Origin of the sequence: Afifella pfennigii DSM 17143 (genome assembly GCF_000688515.1) — a bacterium.
GTDB classification, from domain to species: Bacteria; Pseudomonadota; Alphaproteobacteria; order Rhizobiales; family Afifellaceae; genus Afifella; species Afifella pfennigii.
The window spans coordinates 177,606-197,660 of sequence record NZ_JHZK01000001.1 but is presented as its reverse complement, the minus strand read 5'-3'; the positions used below and the strand labels follow the sequence as shown (position 1 = coordinate 197,660).

Below are 20,055 nucleotides of genomic sequence, written 5' to 3'. Positions count from 1 at the left end.
GGGAGGCAATGAAGGAGGGCAGGCCACGCCTTTCGGCGTGACCCGCAGGTCGGTCAGCTGGCAAGAAGTGCAATCCGGTGGATCATGTTGTTGGCGTAGCCGCGCGGATTCCATCCGGGCGTTACCGCCGGCTGCATCGCGCCATCCTTGTCGGTCGCTCTCGCCCAGACCTCGTAATAGCCCTTCTCCGGCGGGGTCACCTTGGCGCGCCAGCGCTGCCAGGCGTATTTGTTGGGCGGGGGATCAAGCTCGGCCTCCTGCCAGGTCTGACCGAAATCGAGCGAGACATGCATGGCAGCCACATCGCCGTTGCCGGCCCAGGCATGGCCGCGCACCGCGGCCGGCTCGCCGGCCGTCACCTCGGTCCCCGTCTCAGGGTTGGTGATCAGCGACTTCACCGGCATGACGGTGAGGATTTCCATATCCTCCTCCGGCACCTCGGTGCCCGGCGCGACGGGATAGGCCGGCAGGCGATAGGAATAGCCGCCCATCTTGGCGCCGTCATGCACCTGGTCGCGCACCCAGATGCGGGTGAGGAATTTCTGCGAAGCCGAGCCCGGATAGCCCGGAATGACCAGCCGGATCGGAAAGCCGTGCAGTGCCGGCATATCCTCGCCGTTCATCGCCCAGGCGATCAGGCATTCGGCCTCCATCGCCTTGTCGATCGGCACGCCGCGAGAGATCGGAACCTTGTCCGGATCGCCGGACAAATGCACGTCGTTGCCAAAGTGGCCGGTATAGACGGCCGAGGACTTCACGCCGGCCTTGGCGAGCACGTCCTTGAGGCGCACGCCCGTCCATTCGGGGCAGCCGACCGCGCCAGTGGTCCACTGGTTTCCCGAGGCGCCCGGATCGAAGAAAGCGCGACCATTGCCGCCGCATTCCAGGACGAGCTGCAAGGTGACGTTCTCGAAGTCGTTGCGCAGATCGTCGAGGCTGAGCTGAAGCGGATTTTCCACCTCGCCCTCGACCGTCAGCTCCCATCCCTCGGCGTTGCCGTCGAGGGCGCTCTGCGGGATGAGGCCGTTGGAGCGGATGAACATGCGCGAATAGGGCGTCACGTCGGCATCGAGGAGATGCGCCGGCGTCTCCGCGTTCAGCGGGCGATCGTTGAGAAGGGTGAGACCGTCCTTGCCGTTCATCAGGTCCATGCCGCTGTCCTGCGCGAAGGCGGAAGGCATCAGGCCGGAGGGGAAGTTGCGGTGGAAGGGTATCGCCGTGCCAAGAGCGGCACCGAGCGCGGCAAGGCCGGCGCGGCGCAGAAAGCCCCGCCGATCGGGGTAGGGGACGCGGCCGAAAATCACCCTCTCGGCCGTTTCCGGATTCTCCTCGTAGGCCTTGCGAATGTCGGTCAAGCTCGGCGCGCGGTCCGCCTGGCCCATTCTTTCGCGAATAGCCATTCGTTCCTCCCTGGCATCAGCCTGTTTTTTTTCGTTGAGCACCCCTAAGAGTAGCGGCACCAGCTAACGTGGCAAGATGTCGCATGCGGAAAAACGTATGCGGGCCGCGATGTCCTCGCGCAGGGATGCGAGCGGTGTCAGCTGCGGCCGAGATCGGCCGAAATGCGCCGAAAGACGGCGCGGAACATCTCTTCGGTCAGAACGCCAGTGTTCGTGTTGTAGCGCGAGCAATGGTAGCTGTCGTAGAGGGGGATCTCGTCCAGCCGGTGCACGGCGCCATGGGCGAAGGGCGCATCCCTCAGCCTGGCGCCGAGAGCCTTGACCACGCTGTCATGGGCGATGCGGCCAAGTGCCAAAATGCCCTTGAGGCGGGGATTGGCATCGATCGTGGCGCTCAGGAACGGGCGGCAGGTGTTGATCTCCCCGCTCGCCGGCTTGTTCTGCGGCGGCACGCACCGCACCGCGTTGGTGACGGCGGCATCTTTCAGGACGAGGCCGTCATTCGGATCGGCGCGGTAATCGCCTTGCGCGAAGCCGAACTCAATCAATGTCGCGTAAAGAAGATCGCCGGCGAAATCGCCTGTGAACGGCCGGCCGGTACGGTTGGCGCCACGCAGGCCGGGAGCGAGCCCGACGATGAGGAGCGATGCGTCCGCCGGCCCGAAGGTCGGCACCGGGGCGTTGAACCAGTCGGGCTCCTTGGCGCGCCATTCCTCGCGGAACTCAACGAGCCGCGGGCAGAGCGGGCAATCGGGCGAAGGCTCTGTCGCGGCAGCTTGCGAATGCGGGGCGGCAGAGGAAATCGGCATGCAGGGCTCGCGATGGACGGCTCAGGGCGGAAATCGGAGGGCCGTTCTGTCACCGATCCGCCAGCTCGTCATCCTCCTCGTCGTAATATTCCTCGTACTCCTCCTCGTCCTCCAGCTCATCCTCGCGTTGGGTGCGGGCGGTGCGTGGCGGACCCTGGCGGCCGAATTCCTCCTCCATATCGGCGAGCTCCAGGAAATGATCGGCCTGACGGCGCAGCTCGTCGGCAATCATCGGCGGCTGCGATTTGAGGGTGGAGGCGACGGTCACCTTCTTGCCCTTGCGCTGGAGGGCCTCCACCAGATAGCGGAAGTCGCCGTCGCCGGAGAAGATGACGAAATGGTCGATATGCTCGGCCGCCTCCATGGCGTCGACGGCAAGCTCGATATCCATGTTGCCTTTCACCTTGCGCCGCCCTTGCGCGTCGGTGAACTCTTTCAGCGGCTTGGTGACGACGCGGTAGCCGTTATAGTCCAGCCAATCGATAAGCGGCCGGATGGAGGAGTATTCCTGGTCTTCCGCCAGCGCCGTATAATACACAGCCCGCAAGACATACGCTTTCTCGCGGAAGCTCTTTAAAAGGCGGCGATAGTCAATGTCGAAGCCGAGCGAGCGCGAAGTCGCATAGAGATTGGCTCCGTCCAGGAAGAGGGCGACCTTTTCGCGCGCATCCAGCATGGCAAACTCCTGACGATTATAGTTTTGTCAAAATTCGGGCGAATCAAGCGCCGTACTTTTCGGGCTATGACAGAGATTCGGCACTTTCAAGGCGATGCGCGGACGACACCTTGCGAGGCTGTTGAAAAGCGCCTAAGGAGGGCCAAATCCCGAACTGAATGTATCAAGGAGCTTGATCCATGGCGCGCGTCACCGTGGAAGATTGCGTCGACAAGGTCGACAACAGGTTCGAGCTCGTGCTTCTGGCGGCGCACCGCTCGCGCATGATTTCGAACGGCTCGCCGCTGACCATCGACCGCGACAACGACAAGAATCCGGTCGTGGCTCTGCGCGAGATCGCCGACGAGACCATCTCGCCGGAGGATCTGCAGGAAGACCTCATCCATTCGCTGCAGAAGTTCGTCGAGGTCGACGAGCCGGAGCCGGCGCCGGAGGAGATCGAGGCGGAGAGCAATGCCGGCGCGGACGAGGTGACCTTCGACAGGATGAGCGAAGAGGAGCTGTTGCGCGGCCTGGAAAGCCTCGATCCGCCGGAGCGGCGCGACGACTGAGGCTGCTTTTGCGCTAGCTGTGCGTGTCGTAGGGCCCGCCCGCGACGCCTAGCCCCGCCCCGGCGGGGCTTTTTGCGTCTTTCTCAGATGCGCTCAGGCTTTCGTAAGCCTATATCTGCAAGCATATATGGGAGATTCTTGAAGCCTTGCAGGCGCAACGTCGATGATGCGTCAATACGAACTCGTGGAGCGGGTCGCGGCCTATAATCCCGCTGTCGACGAGGAGCTGTTAAACCGGGCCTATGTCTATGCCATGCAGAAGCATGGCACCCAGAAGCGTGCCTCGGGCGATCCTTACTTTTCGCACCCTTTGGAAGTCGCGGCGATCATCACCGATCTGCGCCTCGACGATGCTTCCGTCGCCGTCGCGCTTCTGCACGACACGATCGAAGATACCAGCGCCACACGCGACGAAATCGCCACGCTCTTCGGCAAGGAGATTGCCAAGCTCGTCGACGGGCTGACCAAGATCGATCGGCTGGACCTCGTCTCGCGCGAGGCGCGTCAGGCTGAAAGCCTCAGAAAGCTGCTCCTGGCGGTCTCCGACGACATCCGTGTGCTCCTCGTCAAGCTCGCCGACCGGCTGCACAATATGCGCACCATCGAATGGGTGCCGGAGAACAAGCGCGGGCGCATCGCCGAGGAGACGATGGAAATCTATGCCCCGCTTGCCGGGCGCATGGGCATGCAGGCGGTGCGCGAGGAGCTGGAGGATCTTTCCTTCCGGGCGCTGTTTCCCGATGCCTATACGACGATCGCCGGCAAGCTAGCCGATCTCAGAAAACGCACCGGCAGCGATATCGAGACCATCCAGGAGGCGCTTCGCCAGCGGTTGCTTGAAGCCGGCATTCATGCGGAGATCCGCGGACGCCAGAAGCGGCCCTATTCGATCTTCTCCAAGATGCAGAAGAAGGCGCTCGGCTTTGAGCAGCTCTCCGATATCTTCGGCTTCCGTATCTTTTTGTCCGATCTCGGCGATTGCTACCGGGCGCTCGGCGCCATGCACACCGCCTGGCCGATGGTGCCGGGCCGCTTCAAGGATTACATCTCCACGCCCAAGCAGAACGGCTATCAATCGCTGCACACCACCGTCGTCGGGCCGGAGAAGCAGCGCGTGGAGCTGCAGCTGAGAACCTGGGATATGGACCGGGTGGCGGAATACGGCATCGCCGCCCATCCGCTCTACAAGGACGGGATCGCCGCCGACAAGGAGCGGCTGGCGCGCGAATCCTCCGCCTATGCCTGGCTACGGCAGACGGTGGAGCATATCGCCCATGGCGATGCGCCGGAGGAGTTCCTGGAGAACACCAAGCTGGAGCTCTTCCAGGACCAGGTCTTCTGCTTCACGCCCAAGGGCCGGCTGATCGCCTTGCCGCGCGGGGCGACGCCCATCGATTTCGCCTATGCCGTGCATACCGATATCGGCGATACCTGCGTCGGCGCCAAGGTGAACGGCAAGCTGACGCCGCTGGTGACGCCGCTGGAAAACGGCGACGAGGTGGAAATCATGCGCTCCGACGCGCAGCGACCGCCGCCGGCCTGGGAATCGGTCGTCGTCACCGGCAAGGCCAGAGCCGCCATCCGCCGCGCCACGCGCGCTCATGCCAGAAAGCAATATGCCGGCCTTGGCCGCCACATCCTGCACCGCGCCTTCGAGAAGCTCGGCGAGCCCTGGTCGGACGTGCATCTGAAGGAATACGGGCCGCGTTTCGGCTTCGACGACGCGGAGGATCTGCTGGTGGCTATCGGCCGGGGCAAATTCAGCGCCGAGGAGGTGATGTCAGCCCTCTTCCCCGGACGGGCGGGAGGCGAGGATGCCAATGGCAGGCGCCGCAGCGGCTGGATCGAGACAGCCCGCTCCAGCCTCGATTTTCACCTTCCCGGCCGAAGCCGCCGCGGCAGAAGCGGCGCGGAGCAAAGGGCAGACGGCAAGGCGCTGCCGATCCGCGGCACCGGCGGCGACATGCCGGTGCGTTTCGCGCCGGAAGGAGGCGCCCTTCCCGGAGACCGCATCGTCGGCATTCTGACCCCGGGCGAGGGCATCACCATCTATCCGATCCAGTCGCCGGCGCTGAAGGTCTTCGACAACGAACCGGATCGCTGGGTGGATGTGCGTTGGGACATCCCGGACGATTCGACCGAGCGCTTTCCGGTTCGAATCCGCGTCTCGGCCATCAACGAGCCCGGCTCGCTCGCCGAGATCGCCGATGCGATCGGACGTAGCGAGGGCAATATCGACAACCTCAGGATGCTGGAGCGCGGACGCGATTTCACAGAGCTTGAAATCGACGTGGAAGTCTGGAACCTCAAGCATCTGAACCACATCATGCGCACTTTGAGGGCGCGTTCCGTGATCAGCGGCGTCTCACGCGTCAATGGCTGATACAAGCTCCTTCAAGAGCGTGTCGATGACAGGATCTCGGTGATCGCGCCACATGCTGTTCAAGCGACGGGAAACAGAAGCCTTGCACCATCGCCTCAGGGTGATGTTGTGGCCGCGTTCCAGTTGGCGGCGCTCCTTCCTTTACTTCATCAAACGCATCCTGCGCCTCTCGGCGACGCCGCACGCCATCGCCGCGGGGGTGGCGGCCGGCGTCTTCACCTCCTTCACGCCTTTCCTGGGGCTGCATTTCGTCATCTCCTTCGCCATCGCCTGGGTGATCGGCGGCAATCTTCTCGCAGCCGCGCTCGGCACCGCGGTCGGCAACCCGCTCACCTTCCCCTTCATCTTCGCGGCGACCTATAAGCTCGGGCATTTCATCTGGCGCGGCGAACACCAGATGCCGCCGCCGCATCTCGGCAATTACCTTGTCGAAAAATCCTTCGAGCAGCTGATGCCGCTCCTCAAGCCAATGACCATCGGCGGCATCCCGCTCGGCCTCATGGCCGGTCTCATCAGCTATACCGTCGTCTACAAGATGGTGGCGGCCTACCAGGCCGCGCGCAAGGAGCGCTTTGCACTGCGCCGCCAGCCGGACGCAACCGGCGAACCCCAGCAGGATCGCCCCAGCCTGAAAGGCATTCAATGAGCGAAGAACTCCGCCTCGGCATCAACATCGACCACGTTGCCACGGTGCGCAACGCGCGCGGGGGGGATCATCCGGACCCCCTGCGGGCGGCCAAGCTTGCCGAAGCGTCCGGAGCCGACGGCATCACCGCGCATCTGCGCGAGGATCGTCGACATATCCGCGACGATGACATCGCCCGGCTGATGCAGGAGATCTCGCTGCCGCTCAATCTGGAGATGGCGGCGACAGACGAGATGCTGCAGATCGCGCTGCGCCACGGCCCGCACGCCGCCTGCATCGTGCCGGAGCGGCGCGAGGAGCGCACGACGGAAGGCGGGCTCGACGCCGCCGGGGGGATCGACAAGCTCCGCCCGATCGTGGCGCGGCTCGGCGAGCGGGGGGTGCGCGTCTCGCTCTTCATCGAGGCGGAGGAGCGCCAGCTCGACGCGGCCGCGGCGCTCGGGGCACCGGTGGTGGAGCTGCATACCGGCCGCTTCTGCGATCTCGGGCGCGAGGGCGACAAGGCCGGGGCGGAGCGCGAGCGGGCCCGCATCGCGGAGATGGCGCGCTACGGCGCGTCGATTGGGCTTGAGGTCCATGCCGGGCACGGGCTCGGTTACGACAACGTGCAGCCGATCGCCGCGATCGCGGAAATCCGCGAGCTCAATATCGGCCATTATCTCGTCGGCGAGGCGATTTTCGTCGGACTTGAAGCCAGCGTTCAGGAGATGCGCCGGCTGATGGACGAGGCGCGAGAGATAGCCGGCGCGGCGGCATGATCATCGGCTTCGGTTCCGATCTCATCGATATCCGCCGGGTGGAGCGGACGCTGGAGCGCTTCGGCGAGCGCTTCGTGGCGCGCGTCTTCACCGAGGTGGAACAGAGAAAATCGGAGCGGCGGCGCATGCGCGCCGCGTCCTACGCCAAGCGCTTCGCGGCCAAGGAAGCCTGCTCCAAGGCGCTTGGAACAGGCTTGCGACAGGGCGTCTTCTGGCGCGATATGGGCGTCGTCAACCTGCCTTCCGGCAAGCCGACGATGCTCTTGACCGGCGGGGCCGCCGAGGCGCTCGCCCGCATTACGCCGCACGGGCACGATACGCTCATCCACCTGACCATCACCGATGATGGGCCGCTCGCCCAGGCGATGGTGCTGATTGAGGCGGTTGAACGCCGGTAGAGAACACGGATCGCGGGCGCCGCAATGCCGCCTCAAAGCCAGAATTAATGCCGCGCACGGGCGTGCGGCGTTGCAGGCGATGGTCGCGCCCGCTAAACCCCCGGGCAACACCCTAGGATGGAGCCATGAGCGTGGCGGAACGAGACGCCGATTCTGAGAAGGACGGCGGGAAAAAAGCCAAGAAGGCGAAGTCGGGCGGAGGCATCGGGGAGACGCTGAAGGTCGTCATCCAGGCGCTGATCATCGCGCTGCTTTTCCGCACTTTCCTGTATCACCCCTTCAACATTCCCTCCGGCTCGATGATGCCGACGCTGCTCGTCGGCGACTATCTGTTCGTGTCGAAGTTCAGCTACGGCTATTCGCGCTATTCCTTCCCGGTCGACCTCTCCTTCATCAAGGGGCGGGTCTGGGAAGGCGAGGGGCCGCAGCGCGGCGATATCGCCGTCTTCCGACTGCCGCGCGATCCGGGCACCGACTACATCAAGCGGGTGATCGGCATGCCCGGCGACAGGATCCAGATGCGCAACGGCCTGCTCTACATCAACGACGAGCCCGTGGAGCGCGAGCGCGTCGAAGATTACGCGGGCGCGAACGCCTTCGGGCAGGAGATTGAGGTCGCGCAATACCGCGAGACGCTGCCGAACGGCGTCAGCTATATGACGCTCGATCTCACTCAGAACGGCGAGAAGGACAATACGGGCGTCTACGAGGTGCCCGATGACCACTATTTCATGATGGGCGACAACCGGGACAATTCCTCCGACAGCCGCTTCCTCAACTTCGTCGGCTACGTGCCGGAGGAAAATTTCGTCGGCCGCGCGGAGGTGATCTTCTTCTCCGTCGACGAGGAGACGCATGTCTGGGAGTTCTGGCGCTGGCCATGGAGCCTTCGCTACGATCGCCTGTTCGAGGGGCTATGAGCGGCAAGGCCTCGCTGGCGCAGCTGCAGGAGCGGATCGGTCATCATTTCACGCGCCCAGAGCTTCTTGCCCGCGCCCTGACCCATGCCAGCGCCATCGGCGACGATAAGCGCGGCGATCCGCTGACCACCTACGAGCGGCTGGAATTCTTGGGCGACCGCGTGCTCGGTCTCGTCATCGCCGACCTGTTGATCGAGGAATATCCGCAGGCGCCGGAGGGCGAGCTGTCGCGCCGCCTCGCCCGTCTCGTCAATCGCGACACCTGCGCGGCCGTGGCTGAGGAGATGCGGCTCGGAGAGCATTATCGGGTGGGCGAGAGCCTGGCAAAGGCCAATGCCCGCACCGCCAAGTCGCTGATGGCCGATACCTGCGAATCGGTCATCGGGGCGATCTTTCGCGATGCCGGGTTGGAGGCGGCGCAGAGCACCATCCATCGGTTCTGGGCAAGCCGCGTGAAGCAGATGCAGGGGCCGCTGCGCGACGCCAAGACCGAGCTGCAGGAATGGGCCCACCGCAAGGGCCTGCCGACGCCGCGCTACGAGGAGACCGGGCGCAGCGGGCCCGACCATGCGCCGCAGTTTATCGTCAGGGTCGTCATGGAAGGGGCCGAAGGAGAGACCGCCAGCGGAGCTTCCAAGCGCGAGGCCGAGCATGCGGCCGCCGCGGCAATCTTGAGGCGCGAAGGTGTGTGGTCGTGATGGAAAAGGCGGAAGCATCAGTGTCAGAGGATGAGACGAAGACGACGGAAAAACCGACGCGGGCGGGCTTCGTCGCCCTGATCGGGGCCACGAATGCCGGCAAGTCGACGCTTCTCAACCAGCTCGTCGGCAGCAAGGTGGCGATCGTCACCCACAAGGTGCAGACGACGCGCAGCGTCATCCGCGGCATCGCCATGCACGACGATGCGCAGATCATCTTTCTCGACACGCCCGGCATCTTCGCCCCGAAGAAGCGGCTGGAGAAGGCGATGGTGACGAGCGCCTGGTCCTCGGCGGCCGATGCCGACGTCCTCGCCGTGCTCATCGATGCCCGCGCCGGCCTGGAGGGTGGGGCGCTCGCCATCTTGGACCGGCTTCAGGAGAGCGGCGCGCCGGCGCAAAAGCGCGTGCTCATCCTCAACAAGATCGATCTCGTCAAGCGCGAGACCCTTCTGGCTCTGGCGGCGGAGGCGAATGCCCGCCTTTCCTTCGCGCAGACCTTCATGGTTTCCGCACTCACCGGCGACGGGATCGGCGATCTTCTGAACTATTTCGCCGGGGAGATGCCGCAGAGCCCCTACCTCTACCCGGAAGACCAGGTCTCCGACATCCCGATGCGCTCTCTCGCCGCGGAGGTGACGCGCGAGAAGCTGATGCTGCGCCTGCACCAGGAAGTGCCCTATGCGGCGACGGTGGAGACGGAAAGCTGGGAGGAGAAGAAGGACGGCTCGGTCAGGATCAGCCAGGTCATCTACGTGGCGCGCGAGAGCCAGCGCAAGATCGTGCTCGGCAAGGACGGGGAAACGATCAAGGCGATCTCCATCGCGGCGAGGCGCGAATTGCACCATATGCTGGGTCGCAAGGTGCACCTCTTTCTCTTCGTCAAGGTGCGCGGGCGCTGGGCGGACGACCCGGAGCGCTACCGTGAGATGGGGCTGGAATTCCCGCGCTAGCGGCGAAACAGGCAGGGCTGGTGCAAAGGTTCGATTGCCCTTGGCGACGAGGCAGTGCTAGGCGGCCCGCAACTTCACTTTCATTTTCGAGGCCTCACCCATGGACCTGACGCAGATTCCCGTCGGCAAGAATCCGCCGCGCGACATCAACGCCATCATCGAAATCCCCTATGGCGGGGTGCCGGTGAAGTACGAGCTCGACAAGAAATCGGGCGCCCTGCTCGTCGACCGCTTCCTGCATACGGCGATGTTCTATCCCGGCAATTACGGCTTCATCCCGCATACGCTCTCGCCCGATGGCGATCCTTGCGACATCCTCGTCGTCAGCCAGGTTCCGGTGGTGGCCGGCGCTGTCATCCGCTGCCGGCCGGTCGGCGCCCTCGTCATGGAAGACGAATCGGGCGGCGATGAAAAGATCATCGCCGTACCGGTCGACAAGCTGCATCCCTTCTATACGGGGGTGAGGAGCTTTGAGGATCTGCCGATGATCATGTGCGAGCAGATCGCCCATTTCTTCCAGCACTATAAGGATCTGGAAAAGGGCAAATGGGTGAATATGGGCCGCTGGCACGGCGTGGCGGAGGCCGAGCAGCTGGTCATCGACGCGATCGAACGCGGCAAGGAGGCCTGAGCTGCGGGTTTCTCGGCGGCATGGGATTTTTGCCTATGACATGGGCGGGCCGCGAACTCGCCACCTCCCCCTCGAGGGGGGAGGTCACCGCCGAGCAAAGCGAGCGCGGTGGCAGGGGGTGAAAACCGCTCGCTCGGGGCTTTCCGTTCCACCCCACCCCGGCCCTCCGGGCCGACCCTCCCCCTCAAGGGGAGGGTGGGTGCCTGCAGCACGGCCGTGTTTTCCCAAACGCAATTGCCCCTGCCGTTGAGGGGGAGGAAGGCCGCGGGTCGCCGTACCGGTGCGCCAGATGGGATGGCCCTGCCATACTGCCGCAGGGAAGGGGGATCCTTTCAGGTGCATTGGCGTTTTTCGTCCTTTCGTCCGGATGCGATCGTGCTATTTCCGTACGGCGGTTTTGCTACTTCTTACCAGCGTTCTCCGCTAAGCCATTTCTGATGGAATGGTCGGAGCCAGGCATCGTTCTTTCCACCCGCCGTCACGGCGAGGCCGACGTCATCCTGGAGGCAATGACGCTCGGCCGCGGCCGGCATCTCGGCCTCGTCAAGGGCGGGCGCTCGCGCCGGCTGAGACCGGCGCTGCAGCCCGGCAACACGCTCCAGCTCACCTGGCGGGCGCGGCTCAGCGAGCATCTGGGCAATTTTCGCCCCGAGCCGGTGGTGGAGCGCGCCGGCGCCATCATGGCGGACCGCGGCGGGACCTATCTCATTCAGGTTTTGGCGGCCCATCTCAGGATGCTGCCGGAGCGCGACCCGCATCCGGCGCTGCACGAGGCGCTGAAGGCGCTTCTGGACTTGGCGCTCGCCGGTGGCTTTGCGCCGCGCGCCATGGCGGAAGGCGTGGTGCGCTTTGAGATCCTCTTTCTGGAGGAGATGGGGGTCGGGCTCGACCTATCGGCCTGCGCGGCGACGGGCCTGGCGGAGGAGCTCGTCTATGTCTCGCCGAAATCGGGGCGCGCCGTCAGCCGCCAGGCCGGGGCCGCCTACGACAACCGGCTGCTCCGCCTGCCCGCCTTTCTGGCGCAGGAGGGGGAAAGCGCAGCGCCGGGTATGGGCGAGCTCGCAGAAGGATTTCGCCTCACCGGCCTCTTTCTGGAGCGGCACGTCTTTTCCCCGAGGGATCTGCCGATGCCGCCGATGCGTACGGCCTTCATAAGGACGGTGCTTGGTGGCGCCTGAGACCTCGAAATTTCATCCCGACAAGCTAAAGTCGCGCCAACCGAGGGAGGCATCTATGAAGATCACGTGGCTTGGCCATTCCGCGTTCCGGCTCGATTTCGCCGACAAGGCGGTGATGATCGACCCGTTCCTTTCAGGCTCGCCCGTTTTTGAGGGCGGTCCCCTGGAGGCGGCGAAGGGGGCGACGCATGTCCTGCTCACCCATGGGCATGACGACCATACCGGCGACACGGTGGAGATCTGCAAGGCGACGGGAGCGCAGCTTGTCTCCTCGTTCGAGGTTTGCATGTATCTCGCCGGCCAGGGTGTGGACGGCAACAACGTCAATCCCGGCAATCACGGCGGCACGGTGGATTGCGGCGGCTTCACCGTCTCGTTCACCGATGCGGTTCATTCCTCTTCCGCCATGGTGGATGGCAGGCCCGTCTATCTCGGCAATCCGATGGGCCTCGTCGTCAAGGCGCCGGGCGAGAAGGTGCTCTACCACATGGGCGATACCGCCATCTTCGGCGACATGGCGCTCGTGCATGAGATCCATCAGCCGGAAATCGGTATCGTGCCCATCGGCGACCGCTTCACCATGGGCGGGGACACCGCGGCGCTCGCCTGCAAGCGCTTCTTCGAATTCTCCGCCATCCTGCCTTGCCATTATCGCACCTTCCCCATCATCGATCAGACGCCGGACCGCTTCCTGGCGGCGATGGGTGAGGATGCCGGCAAAGTGCATGTGCCGGAGGTCGGCGAGACGGTCGAGGTCTAGGAACCGGCAGGATGGCGGTTGCCCCGGGCGGCAACCGCCCGCCTCTCGCCGGCAAGCCGTTGCCGGGCCGGCGCCGCGGGTCTATAGCGGGCGCCGAAAAAAGGGGTTCCGATGTCCGTCGATTCATCCACCGTCAAGCGCGTGGCGCATCTGGCACGCATCAAGGTCACCGACGAGGAGGCGGAGGCGCTGCGCGGCGAGCTCAACGCCATCCTCGGCTTCGTGGAGCAGTTGAACGAGGTCGATGTGACGGGCGTGGAGCCGATGACCTCGGTCACGGCGATGCGGTTGAAAGCGCGCTCCGACGAGGTGACCGACGGCGGCAAGGCGGCCGCCATCCTTACCAATGCGCCGGTGAGCGAGGACGGCTATTTCCTCGTCCCCAAAGTCGTCGAATGAAGCCGGCGCGCCGTCCTTCACGTATTTTGACAAAGGCGCTTTCAAGCTTCGCGAAGCGCCGTTCCGATTGAGCCGATCCGACATGACCGACCTGACCTGCCTGACGATCGCCGAAATCGGCGAGGGCCTTGCCGTCAAAGACTTCTCCGCCCTGGAGCTGACGGATGCCTATCTTGCCGCCATCGAGGGCGGCAACGGCGCGCTCAACGCCTATGTGGCCGTGACGCCGGAGAAGGCGCGAGAGATGGCCAAGGCCTCCGACACACGCATCACCAAGGGCGAGGCGGGCCTGCTTGAAGGCGTGCCGCTCGGCATCAAGGACCTCTTCTGCACCGAGGGCGTGCATTCGCAGGCCGGCTCGCACATCCTCGACGGCTTCAAGCCGACCTACGAATCGACGGTGACGGCCAATCTGTGGGCCGACGGGGCCGTCATGCTCGGCAAGCTCAATATGGACGAGTTCGCCATGGGCTCCTCCAACGAGACATCCCATTACGGGCCGGTCGTCAGTCCTTGGCGCGCCAGGGGCTCCAACATGGCGCTGGTGCCGGGCGGCTCGTCCGGCGGCTCGGCGGCGGCGGTGGCGGCCAGGCTTTGCGCCGGGGCGACGGCGACCGATACGGGCGGCTCCATCCGCCAGCCGGCCGCCTTCACGGGGACCGTCGGCATCAAGCCGACCTATGGGCGCTGCTCGCGCTGGGGCATCGTCGCCTTCGCCTCCTCGCTCGACCAGGCCGGGCCCATTGCCCGCACGGTGAAGGATGCGGCGATCCTGATGAAGTCCATGGCCTCCATCGATCCGAAGGATTCCACCTCCGCCGACATGGAGGTGCCGGACTATCCGGCCGTGGTCGGTCAGAGCGTCAAGGGCATGAAGATCGGCATTCCCAAGGAATACCGCGTTGAAGGCATGCCGGAGGAGATCGAGGCGCTGTGGCACAAGGGTGCCGAATGGTATCGCGACGCCGGCGCGGAGATCGTCGAAGTGTCGCTGCCGCATACCAAATACGCGCTGCCCGCCTATTACATCGTCGCCCCGGCGGAGGCCTCCTCCAACCTCGCCCGCTATGACGGCGTGCGCTACGGCCTCAGGGTCGATGGCGAGGACATCATCGACATGTACGAGAAGACGCGCGCCGCCGGCTTCGGCCGCGAGGTGAAGCGGCGCGTCATGATCGGCACCTATGTGCTGTCGGCCGGCTATTACGACGCCTACTACCTTCGGGCGCAGAAGGTGCGCACCCTCATCAAGCGGGACTTCGAGGAGGTGTTCGAGGCCGGTGTCGACGCCATCCTGACGCCGGCGACGCCCTCGGCCGCCTTCGGCGTCGCCGACGAGGATATGGCCGCCGATCCGGTGAAAATGTATCTCAACGACGTCTTCACCGTGACGGTGAACATGGCCGGCCTTCCCGGCATCGCCGTGCCGGCCGGGCTCGACGAAAAGGGTCTGCCGCTCGGCCTGCAGCTCATCGGCCGGCCCTTCGACGAGGCGGGGCTTTTCAAGGCCGCGCAGATCATCGAGGATGCGGCGGGGTCTTTCGCGCCAGATAGATGGTGGTGAGTATGGCACGCCAAAACATCTCCTCCGCAAGCCCGTTTGAGCCGATGATCGGCTTCTCGCGGGCGGTCAGGATCGGCAACCGCGTCATCATCGGCGGCACCGCGCCGGTCGGACCGGACGGCAAGAATGTCGGCGTCGGCGATGCCGCCGCGCAGACGCGGCGCTGCGTGGAGATCGCCCGCATCGCGCTGGAAGAGGCGGGAGCGAGCCTTTCCGACGTGGTGCGCACGAGGATGTTCCTCACCCGCCGGCAGGACTGGGAGGCGGTCGGGCGCGCCCATGGCGAGGCCTTCGGCGACATTCGTCCGGCGGCGACGATGGTGGTCGTCTCCGGCCTCATCGAGCCCGATTGGCTGGTGGAGATAGAGTTCGAGGCCGAGCTCGCCGGCTGAGCCGCTTCTACTGAAGCTTCGACAGCCCGCCGCGCGGGCCGACGACATGGCCGCTCATCTCCGATCCGGCGTCCTCCGGCAGGCGCAGGAAGAAGACGATCGACAGGGCCGAGACGAGGGCGACGCCGAAGAAGGCGAAGTGGAAGTCGGCAAGCCGGAGCGCTCCGCCATGCAGCGACATGGAAAGCTCCAGAAACGTTCCGCCGATGGCCACGCCCAGCGCCAGGGAAACCTGCTGCGCCGCCGCCCACAGGCTGGTCGCCTGGCTCATGCGCGCCGGCGAGATATCGGCGAAGGCGAGCGCATTGAGCGAAGTGAATTGCAGCGAGCGGGCAAAGCCGCCGGCAAGAAGCAGCGCCATCATCAACAGGACGGGGGTCGCGTCGGTGAAGAAGCCGATCACGGCGAGGAAGCCGGCGCCGATGAGGGCGTTGACGACGAGCACCGGCCGGAAACCGAGGCGCTTCAATATCGGCTTGGCGGCGAACTTCATGACGAGCGCTCCGGCGGCGCCGGTGAAGGTGATGAGCCCGCTTTCAAACGGCGTCAGGCCGAAGGAAAGCTGCAGCATCAGCGGCAGGAGGAAGGGCATGGCCCCGACGCCGATCCTGAACAGCGTGGCGCCGCCGAGGCTGAGGCCGAAAGAGGGCGTGCGCATGAGGCGAAGATCGATGATCGGATGCATGGTGCGGCGCGTATGCGCCAGATAAGCGAGCGCCGCGGCGCCGCCGGCGACGACCATCGCCTGCCAGGCAAGGGCCGGCAGGACGCCGAGACTGGCGACGGAAGAGCCGAAGACAAGTCCCGATGTGGCGATGCCGATGAGCACGACGCCGAGCGAATCGAGGGGGCGCGGCTCGATCGCTTTCAGATCCGGCACGAAGCGTAGCGCCAGGAAGATGCCGACGATGCCGATCGGGATGTTGATGAGAAAGATCCAGTGCCAGGAGAAATAGGTGGTGATGAAGCCGCCGACCGGCGGGCCGGAAATGGGGCCCAGCAAAGCGGGGATAGAGAACCAGGCCATGGCGGTGACGAATTCGCGCTTTTCCACCGTGCGCATGATGACGAGGCGCCCGACCGGGGTCATCATCGCGCCGCCCATGCCCTGCAAGAAGCGGGCGCCGACGAAGCCCATCAGGGATTCGGCCGTGGCGCAGGCCAGCGAGCCCGCCATGAAGACGATGATGGCCGCCGTGAAGACGCGGCGCGCCCCAAAACGATCCGCCGCCCAGCCGGAAACCGGGATGAAGATCGCCAGCGACAAGAGATAGACGGTGAGCGCCAGCTTCAGCGCGATCGGCGAGGTGCCGATATCGGCGGCGATCGCGGGCAGCGAGGTGGCGATCATCGTCGCGTCCATATTCTCCATGAAGAGGGCGACGGCGACGATGAGCGGAACGAGACGGCTGGCCGGCATGGGACGGATGGCTGGGCGGGGGCGGAAATGGGACAGCATCCTCATCCCGCCTTTTTTGCCCCGAGGCAATCACCTTGCCGGCCTGCCAGGACGCGTCAGCCATGCATGCGGCGCATCCGCCGCGCCTGATCTCTGAGGCAGCAGACCCAGCGATATGGCGCGCTCGCAGACGTCTCAGAGCTTGCGATGCTCGGGGAGCGGCTCGGTCATCTTCGGGTGCAACCGGATGGGCACAGATCATAAAATGATGAGCGGGCGGAGATGGAGCATGCCCTACGCAAGGCGTTCGCCCGCGTATCCCCCAGGCTCGCTCACATCCCGCCCGCTCTGGCCCCCACCGGAGCCCGGCGCCGGCGCTTCGTCCCTCAGGCGCGAAGCGCGTCGCGCACGCCCGGCCGGCGCACGGCCTGCCAGGCGTTCAAACTACCGCTCTCAGAAGCGTCCTCGCCGTCATCCTCGTTCAGTGTCGCAGAGAGCGCCTGTAGAATATTGAGGTTCGGGCAGAAGGTCGGCGTCTCGCCGAGATCGGTCTCGGCCAGATACGCTTCGCATGGAGCAACCGCTTCGCAGGTGATGCAGCGGCCGAGCGCGTTGCGCGTCTCGCTCTCGCCGTAGAAGCGCGTGACGTCTCTCGGCTCCAGCGCGTAGCGCGCCATCATCCGCCGCATTCTGTCGAGGTGTTCCAGATAGCGCTTCTTCAGGCCCGTCACGGTTTCTGCCCTCTCGCTTCAGATCGGGCGAAACTATGGCCGGACGCGCAAGTTGCGACCTTGATCAGGATCAAGTCTGTCCGGCATGTGCACAAGGGCGCTAAGCTTGTGTTCACCATGGGCAGAATTTCGTCGGGAACCTGTTCTCCGATTAGGACTTTTTAATCTGATTTTGTCTCAAAATGCGGCAATCGGACCATGCCATGGGGGATGAGATGAGCAAGGATAACTGGCGCGCTGCACGGCAGATGGTCGCGGTCGTGGCGCTTTCGGCGGCCGCGATCGGGATTCTCGCCGCCGGGGTTTCAGCCTCCAGGGCTGCCGATCTCTACGTGCCTCAGCAGGAGGTTTACCGGCCCGCGCCCGCACCCGTGGCCTGCCCTATCGGGGGCCAGACCGTGACCTTCTACGACCGTCAAGGGCATCCGACCGCGCCGGCCCGCACCCCCTATTTCTACTGCGCCACCGGTGAGACCTTCCTGCCCGGCGATATTCCGCCGCCGCCCGAATATTGCTGCCTCTAGGAGGAGAGAAGCCGCGCAGGCGGCCATAAACGACGTGCCGCGAGGCGCGCGCCACCTTGCCAGGGCCGGGCTCTCCTGGCTCTTTTCTTTGGTGGCCTGCGGGTCGGGCGTACCCGGCCCTTTTCTTTGACGGAAGGCGTGGTCTATAGCGGGCCGAAGACAGGAGCTTCCCGCAGATGATCGCCGAGACGCGCAACACCAATCCGAAAAACCTCGTCGCCGGAGCGACCGGCGACTGGGAAATCGTCATCGGCATGGAGGTGCATGCGCAGGTCTCCTCCAAGGCCAAGCTCTTCTCGGGCGCCTCCACCGCCTTCGGCGGCGAGCCGAACGATCATGTCAGCCTCGTCGACGCGGCGATGCCTGGCATGCTGCCGGTCATCAACGAGGAATGCGTCGCTCAGGCGGTGCGCACCGGCCTCGGGCTCAAGGCGAAGATCAACCATCGCTCGGTTTTCGCCCGCAAGAACTATTTCTATCCGGACCTGCCGCAGGGCTATCAGATCTCGCAATACGACCAGCCGATTGTCGGCGAGGGCGAGATGCTGGTGGAAATCGGCCCGGACAAGAACGGTGAGTTCGAGGAGATCCGCGTCGGCATCGAGCGGCTGCATCTGGAGCAGGATGCGGGAAAGTCACTGCATGACCAGCACGACGAGATGAGCTTCGTCGATCTCAACCGTTCCGGCGTGGCGCTGATGGAGATCGTGTCGAAGCCTGATCTGCGCTCCTCCGAAGAGGCGAAGGCCTATCTCACCAAGCTGAGGACCATTCTGCGCTACCTGAAGACGTCGGATGCGGACATGGATAAGGGCAATCTTCGGGCCGACATCAACGTCTCGGTGCGCCGGCCGGGCGAGGCCTTCGGCACGCGCTGCGAGATCAAGAACGTCAACTCCATCCGCTTCGCCGGCCAGGCGATCGAATACGAGGCACGGCGGCAGATCGGCGTCCTGGAAGATGGCGGGACGATCGAGCAGGAGACGCGGCTCTTCGATCCGAACAAGGGCGAGACCCGCTCCATGCGCTCCAAGGAAGAGGCGCATGATTACCGCTATTTCCCCGATCCGGATCTTCTGCCGCTCGAAATCGACGAGACCTATGTCCGCGAGCTTGAAGCGGAGCTGCCGGAACTGCCGGACAACCGGCGCATGCGGCTCGCCGAGCGCTACGGTCTCAGCGCCTATGACGCGGCGATCCTGACATCGGACCGGGCGATTGCCGATTACTACGAGGCGGTGGCGGAGTGCCGCGACGGCAAGCAGGCGGCCAATTGGGTGATCAACGACCTCCTCGGGGCGCTCAACAAAGACGGGCGTAGCATCGAGGCTTCGCCGGTTTCGCCGGCGCAGCTCGGTGCCATCCTCGATATGCTGAAAGAGGAAGTAATCTCCGGCAAGATCGCCAAGGACGTCTTTGAGATGGTCTATGCGGAAGGCGGCGAGCCGCGCGACATCGTGGAAAGCCGCGGGCTTAAGCAGGTGACCGATACCGGCGCCATCGAGGCGCTGGTCGATGAGGTGATCGCGGCCAATCCCGACAAAGTGGAGCAGGCGAAGGCCAAGCCGACGATGATCGGCTGGTTCGTCGGCCAGGTGATGAAGGCAAGCCAGGGCAAGGCCAATCCGCAGGCGGTCAACGCCATCCTGAAAGAGAAGATCGGCATCGAATAGCGGCCAAAGGGGCCCAAGGGGGAGTTGCCATGACCTTGAGCAGGATCCTGACGCTCGCCGCGCGCGGCTTCGGCGTCGTTGCCCTTGTCTTGGGGCTTTTTTGGTGGGCCGGATTTTACGCCGTGCCCCTGGTCGCGCACATGGCCGCCGGCTGGCTCTTCGTGCTGGCGCTTTTCGGGCTTGCGGCGATGGCGCTAACGCGCTCCACGGCCATCGCCGTCGTCGCCTTTCTGGCCGGCGCGCTCGTGCCCGCGCTCGGGCTGGCGCAGCAGCGCATGGGGCTCGGCGAGGCGCAATGGCTCCTCTGGGGCGGACATGTCGTCGTCGCCATCCTCGCTATCGGGCTGGCGGAGATGGTGGCGAAGCGCGCGCGGCCGAGTGGGGCCAACGCCTGAAGTTCTGTTGGCGCGCGCCGAATGCCGCGTCCAAAAAAACGGCCACCCCGAAGGATGGCCGTCATCGACATCAATGGGCTGAAAAGCCTACTTCTTGCCGCCCTTGCCGCCCTTGGGGTCTTTCGGGCCCGGCTTCGGAGTAGATGCCATCTCGTTCGTTCCTGAAAGCATCGGCGGTGTTGGCTTGAACCGCAATTGGCCGTGAGCACGCCGCCGA

22 protein-coding genes are annotated in these 20,055 nt (G+C 64.9%); 17 read left to right on the top strand and 5 right to left on the bottom strand.

The annotated features are described in order from the left end of the window. Positions 1–53 precede the first annotated feature (53 nt). The 3 genes from Q331_RS0101010 to Q331_RS0101000 all read right to left on the bottom strand — a co-directional run bounded on the left by Q331_RS0101010 (position 54) and on the right by Q331_RS0101000 (position 2,885). The gene (locus Q331_RS0101010; protein WP_245615482.1) at positions 54–1,400 is read right to left on the bottom strand and encodes a sulfite oxidase; all 1,347 of its coding nucleotides are present in this window, start codon (positions 1,398–1,400) and stop codon (positions 54–56) included. Between the two features lie 137 nt (positions 1,401–1,537). Then, entirely contained in the window at positions 1,538–2,209 is a 672-nt protein-coding gene (locus Q331_RS0101005; protein ID WP_026379138.1) for a uracil-DNA glycosylase, read from the bottom strand. Positions 2,210–2,258: 49 nt separating this feature from the next. After that, on the bottom strand, positions 2,259–2,885 hold the full coding sequence (locus Q331_RS0101000; RefSeq protein WP_026379137.1) for a LabA-like NYN domain-containing protein: 627 nt from the start codon (positions 2,883–2,885) through the stop codon (positions 2,259–2,261). 179 nt (positions 2,886–3,064) lie between these two features. Here Q331_RS0101000 and rpoZ point away from each other — a divergent pair, with 179 nt between their 5' ends. The 14 genes from rpoZ to Q331_RS0100930 all read left to right on the top strand — a co-directional run bounded on the left by rpoZ (position 3,065) and on the right by Q331_RS0100930 (position 15,116). Continuing rightward, positions 3,065–3,436: a DNA-directed RNA polymerase subunit omega gene (gene rpoZ / locus Q331_RS0100995; protein WP_026379136.1), complete on the top strand. Its 372-nt coding sequence runs from the start codon at positions 3,065–3,067 to the stop codon at positions 3,434–3,436. Between the two features lie 163 nt (positions 3,437–3,599). Beyond that, positions 3,600–5,819 carry a RelA/SpoT family protein gene (locus Q331_RS0100990; protein ID WP_026379135.1) on the top strand — a complete coding sequence of 740 codons (2,220 nt, stop codon included), beginning with the start codon at positions 3,600–3,602 and terminating at the stop codon, positions 5,817–5,819. Between the two features lie 82 nt (positions 5,820–5,901). After that, positions 5,902–6,465: a DUF2062 domain-containing protein gene (locus Q331_RS0100985; RefSeq protein WP_245615481.1), complete on the top strand. Its 564-nt coding sequence runs from the start codon at positions 5,902–5,904 to the stop codon at positions 6,463–6,465. After that, the gene (locus Q331_RS0100980; RefSeq protein ID WP_026379133.1) at positions 6,462–7,223 is read left to right on the top strand and encodes a pyridoxine 5'-phosphate synthase; all 762 of its coding nucleotides are present in this window, start codon (positions 6,462–6,464) and stop codon (positions 7,221–7,223) included. The genes Q331_RS0100985 and Q331_RS0100980 overlap by 4 nt, the downstream gene beginning before the upstream one ends. Further along, a complete protein-coding gene (gene acpS, locus Q331_RS0100975) occupies positions 7,220–7,621 on the top strand; it encodes a holo-ACP synthase (protein ID WP_026379132.1) in 402 nt (133 codons plus the stop codon). The genes Q331_RS0100980 and acpS overlap by 4 nt, the downstream gene beginning before the upstream one ends. Positions 7,622–7,746: 125 nt before the next feature. Then, the gene (lepB, locus tag Q331_RS0100970; RefSeq protein ID WP_026379131.1) at positions 7,747–8,541 is read left to right on the top strand and encodes a signal peptidase I; all 795 of its coding nucleotides are present in this window, start codon (positions 7,747–7,749) and stop codon (positions 8,539–8,541) included. After that, complete coding sequence (rnc, locus tag Q331_RS0100965; RefSeq protein WP_026379130.1) at positions 8,538–9,239, top strand: ribonuclease III; 702 nt, start codon at positions 8,538–8,540, stop codon at positions 9,237–9,239. The genes lepB and rnc overlap by 4 nt, the downstream gene beginning before the upstream one ends. Continuing rightward, positions 9,239–10,192 (top strand): GTPase Era, encoded by a 954-nt coding sequence (era, locus tag Q331_RS0100960; RefSeq protein ID WP_051630365.1) that lies wholly within the window; start codon positions 9,239–9,241, stop codon positions 10,190–10,192. The genes rnc and era overlap by 1 nt, the downstream gene beginning before the upstream one ends. A gap of 100 nt (positions 10,193–10,292) precedes the next feature. Further along, complete coding sequence (gene ppa, locus Q331_RS0100955) at positions 10,293–10,823, top strand: inorganic diphosphatase (protein WP_026379128.1); 531 nt, start codon at positions 10,293–10,295, stop codon at positions 10,821–10,823. Positions 10,824–11,260: 437 nt separating this feature from the next. Next, complete coding sequence (recO, locus tag Q331_RS0100950) at positions 11,261–12,001, top strand: DNA repair protein RecO (protein ID WP_026379127.1); 741 nt, start codon at positions 11,261–11,263, stop codon at positions 11,999–12,001. A gap of 55 nt (positions 12,002–12,056) precedes the next feature. After that, positions 12,057–12,761 (top strand): metal-dependent hydrolase, encoded by a 705-nt coding sequence (locus Q331_RS0100945; RefSeq protein WP_026379126.1) that lies wholly within the window; start codon positions 12,057–12,059, stop codon positions 12,759–12,761. A 111-nt stretch (positions 12,762–12,872) separates the two neighbouring features. After that, positions 12,873–13,160, top strand: coding sequence for an Asp-tRNA(Asn)/Glu-tRNA(Gln) amidotransferase subunit GatC (gene gatC, locus Q331_RS0100940; RefSeq protein WP_026379125.1), 288 nt, complete (start codon positions 12,873–12,875; stop codon positions 13,158–13,160). An 82-nt stretch (positions 13,161–13,242) separates the two neighbouring features. After that, the gene (gatA, locus tag Q331_RS0100935) at positions 13,243–14,724 is read left to right on the top strand and encodes an Asp-tRNA(Asn)/Glu-tRNA(Gln) amidotransferase subunit GatA (RefSeq protein WP_026379124.1); all 1,482 of its coding nucleotides are present in this window, start codon (positions 13,243–13,245) and stop codon (positions 14,722–14,724) included. Between the two features lie 2 nt (positions 14,725–14,726). Continuing rightward, on the top strand, positions 14,727–15,116 hold the full coding sequence (locus Q331_RS0100930) for a RidA family protein (RefSeq protein ID WP_026379123.1): 390 nt from the start codon (positions 14,727–14,729) through the stop codon (positions 15,114–15,116). A 7-nt stretch (positions 15,117–15,123) separates the two neighbouring features. Here the strand turns inward: Q331_RS0100930 and Q331_RS19345 are convergent, their stop codons facing one another. Beyond that, complete coding sequence (locus tag Q331_RS19345) at positions 15,124–16,581, bottom strand: MDR family MFS transporter (protein ID WP_245615480.1); 1,458 nt, start codon at positions 16,579–16,581, stop codon at positions 15,124–15,126. 320 nt (positions 16,582–16,901) lie between these two features. Continuing rightward, positions 16,902–17,246 carry a DUF6455 family protein gene (locus Q331_RS0100920; protein WP_026379122.1) on the bottom strand — a complete coding sequence of 115 codons (345 nt, stop codon included), beginning with the start codon at positions 17,244–17,246 and terminating at the stop codon, positions 16,902–16,904. 215 nt (positions 17,247–17,461) lie between these two features. Between Q331_RS0100920 and Q331_RS0100915 the strand changes: the two genes are divergently transcribed. From Q331_RS0100915 to Q331_RS0100905, 3 genes are all read left to right on the top strand, one after another. Beyond that, positions 17,462–17,770, top strand: a complete 309-nt coding sequence (locus Q331_RS0100915) for a hypothetical protein (RefSeq protein ID WP_156953222.1) — start codon at positions 17,462–17,464, stop codon at positions 17,768–17,770. A 176-nt stretch (positions 17,771–17,946) separates the two neighbouring features. Next, positions 17,947–19,443: an Asp-tRNA(Asn)/Glu-tRNA(Gln) amidotransferase subunit GatB gene (gene gatB / locus Q331_RS0100910; RefSeq protein ID WP_026379120.1), complete on the top strand. Its 1,497-nt coding sequence runs from the start codon at positions 17,947–17,949 to the stop codon at positions 19,441–19,443. Positions 19,444–19,472: 29 nt separating this feature from the next. Beyond that, on the top strand, positions 19,473–19,838 hold the full coding sequence (locus Q331_RS0100905; RefSeq protein WP_026379119.1) for a hypothetical protein: 366 nt from the start codon (positions 19,473–19,475) through the stop codon (positions 19,836–19,838). Positions 19,839–20,055 lie beyond the last annotated feature (217 nt).